Source organism: Vibrio sp. (assembly GCF_038138445.1).
Lineage (GTDB): Bacteria > Pseudomonadota > Gammaproteobacteria > Enterobacterales > Vibrionaceae > Vibrio.
Genome location: NZ_JAYQDQ010000026.1, coordinates 1 through 3,003 on the forward strand (window position 1 = coordinate 1; position 3,003 = coordinate 3,003).

A 3,003-nucleotide genomic window follows, 5' to 3' on the forward strand; every position below is an offset into this window, starting at 1 on the left:
TGAACAGCAAAATGTCGCTTAATGAAGTGTCCAGTCTGGCTGGAGCAGATCATTATTACTTTTTTTCTTATCAACTCCTTTCCACCTCTCAAGGTAATTTTGCATCACATAATGATGCCTTTTTTTAACTTTTTTCTGAGTCATCTACATTCCTTATAAAAGCAATAACGCCGTATTAAGGTGTAAGCGGCGCTTGGCTATACTAAAGCGAAACGAAACTGCCAAGCGTAGCGAATCATTCTTAAATACTTTTTTATGCTTTGGCTTTATTCCACGGGCTCGAATACGCTTCTATTAAATAACTTTCCAAACAATCGATTATCTCTTCTGGATACATCCCAAAATAGATATCTATTTTCCCATGTTTTTCAATAGCTTTAATTGTTTCAGGGAACATGTACTCTTTCCAATGCTTTGTTGGTGCATTTCCGTGAAGCGAGGATCTTAAACCGCTTAAGTGCTGCTTAAATCTTTTGCGTAAGCTCGGGTTTTCAGCCCGCAAACCGTATAAACCGAAATACAGAGGAACAATTTTATCGCCATCTCTAACAGTCCAAACATACACCCCAGGACTAACACTATCGACAGATGAACACCCAAAATCATTAATCCTAAAACTGCAGCCATCGAATGTAATACTTAACTTTGGTTCAGGGAAGAAACCGTGTCTAATCGGCTCAAATTCCATTTTTAGCTCCTTTGGTTAATGCTAAGATACTATAAAATTCTGATAATTATGAATTTGTTTCAAATATAAACATAACTCTTATTAGTCGACGAATTGTCGTTTTTCACCCATCGCCAATGCAGTCATTTTTATATTAACTCAACTGATAATCAATAATTTATGACACATGAAGGGAGATTAGACTACAAGATGTAGCCTAATGACGGGAGTGAACAGTTACCAACTCAATCGAATAAGTTTTAGTAGTGTAAACGCACGCCCTCTGAATGAAGTAGAGTATTTAATCGGGGCAAGAGTTAGCCAGAGTTATCGTGCGAACCTAACTAACTCCCAAGAGAAAGAAACTCGCTATGTCTGTAAGGCTACCAACTCTTCAGAGCTTATTGATGTGTACTTCTCAACAAAATCAACTGCTCGGTTTAATGTTATGAATTCATTTTTGAAAGACTCAATTTCTGTAGAAACACGCTTTATATGGACGATATAGCAACCAGCCACCTTGCTCATCGTAACTGTTGTTGTCTTTTCTCCCATCGTTTTAGAAGCAGAAATTACATCTGTTGTTGCTAGAAGTGTTTCTATTTGACTAACCTTTGCTCGCTCTGAAGCCGAAATCCAGATTTCACTATCTGGAGAGCTATATCTATACAAACATACAAGCATAGGTAGAGTTACTATGAATATCAGTCCATTGATAGCTAACAATTCACTACTGAATTCAAATAGAACCGGCGTAAACTGTAGTATTAAAGCAATGCATTGTAAGTAAAATAAGTTTCTCCATACTTTGGGAGTGAAAATTGGTTTTTTAAAAAGAAACCCATAAAATCCAAGCAAATACAGAGTGGTAAAGCCAATACTAACCAAAAATCCAACAGAAATAGCGCCCGCTAAAATTGCCGTAACCATATTGAACAATGAGAGGAGTAAATAAGCTGCCCCATAGATTACTAATCCTATTTTTTTCATTGTAAGTTTCCTATATCAAAATAGTAGTTGTTACTTTCTAATGACTCATTGCATAAAAATGCAATATCATGTTCCTGCTTGATACCTAGAAGTTAGAAAAGTCTTTGGTTAAGTAAACTCTTGGTATAGATGATAAATAGTGAATATAATGACTCCTAAAGTACATAGAACCATTGTCCAGCGATGAGAAAAGTAAGAACTCAATATTGCATCATAATCCTCTGAATCGACATCATTTATCGTCCCATATCTCATCATCCCTTTGCCTTTACAATAGCGTCGTAGCCCTAAGCCAGAAGAAATGAAGGCTGCGAGCCAAATACCAGCGATACCCAAAGCATCATTTCCAAAGAGCAACAAACCAACGATGAAACAACAAAGACATATACCATCGGAAATATTCACATACTTCCAAACTTTCTCTTTATCAATCACTACTTAAAAAATTCCCTGAAAAATAACTAACAACACTTTCTGAAGTATCTTGGATTCGCGTAGGCAAATTCAGCAACCTCAGCCTATACGCTGTACCTGCTCCCAAGGCATAAGCCCAGAGAGGATCAAAATTTAATTCACTTGCAGAATAAGCAACATCAAGTAGAGCAAGCCTTTGCAAAGGGGCAGAGTATGGATTGGCAATCAGGGCAACACCTATAACCTGCATCACATCCGACCGTTTATCTTGCGTGGCGGCATCAATATAGTCCTGAAAAGCATCATCCTGAAGATCAAAGTTTGCTCCTCTCATTAAACATTCTGAAGTTGCACAACGAGCTTTAAATCTAACGTTAAACGATTGATCGTTTACTGTAATATTTCGGCGATAGCTTCCATCCTGAGAGGTTCTTTGTTGCCCACGAATTTTTCGATGCCTTTGTGACGTTTTAATAGCTCTAACACCATCAATAAACCCTAGTTTGAGGTTTTTGAATAACTGCTTAGCTTGTTCATAGCTTATAGACTGTTTTTGATATGCCTTTAAAATACTGCTAACAGCCTGACTAAACTCACGGACAGCTTTGGAATGAACTTGGCGCTCAAGCTTTAACTGTGCGAGCTGTAATAATGTAGCGGTTATAAATTGGTTTGCTTCTTGTTCTAAAAGCCAGTAGTTTTCGTCTAAGCCTTCCCTTGAACCTGACATACTTACATACCCAAGCCATCTTTTATACTGGTAAGCCCATTCATCCATGAGGAAAAGCCATTTGTAGTTGCTGCTAGGTGTTTCCAGTGAATATCTCGGTATGCGATATCTACAACTTCTTGCATTTCAGAGTCACCAAAATGAGCCACGTTGGGCATTTCGATATTTACATTTCTAATCAAAGCGCCAATTAAGTCAATTT

4 protein-coding genes and 1 pseudogene are annotated in these 3,003 nt (G+C 37.6%); all 5 read right to left on the reverse strand.

Going from position 1 to position 3,003, the window contains the following annotated elements:
- Nucleotides 1-253: 253 nt before the first annotated feature.
- The gene (locus AAFM34_RS09135) at nucleotides 254-688 is read right to left on the reverse strand and encodes a GIY-YIG nuclease family protein (protein ID WP_341662092.1); all 435 of its coding nucleotides are present in this window, start codon (nucleotides 686-688) and stop codon (nucleotides 254-256) included.
- Nucleotides 689-1,036: 348 nt separating this feature from the next.
- Entirely contained in the window at nucleotides 1,037-1,657 is a 621-nt protein-coding gene (locus tag AAFM34_RS09140; protein ID WP_341662093.1) for a hypothetical protein, read from the reverse strand.
- Nucleotides 1,658-1,765: 108 nt separating this feature from the next.
- Entirely contained in the window at nucleotides 1,766-2,092 is a 327-nt protein-coding gene (locus AAFM34_RS09145; protein WP_341662094.1) for a hypothetical protein, read from the reverse strand.
- The gene (locus AAFM34_RS09150; protein ID WP_341662095.1) at nucleotides 2,085-2,801 is read right to left on the reverse strand and encodes a hypothetical protein; all 717 of its coding nucleotides are present in this window, start codon (nucleotides 2,799-2,801) and stop codon (nucleotides 2,085-2,087) included. The genes AAFM34_RS09145 and AAFM34_RS09150 overlap by 8 nt, the downstream gene beginning before the upstream one ends.
- A gap of 2 nt (nucleotides 2,802-2,803) precedes the next feature.
- A pseudogene (locus AAFM34_RS09155) lies at nucleotides 2,804-3,003 on the reverse strand (type VI secretion system tube protein Hcp); the annotation flags it as partial.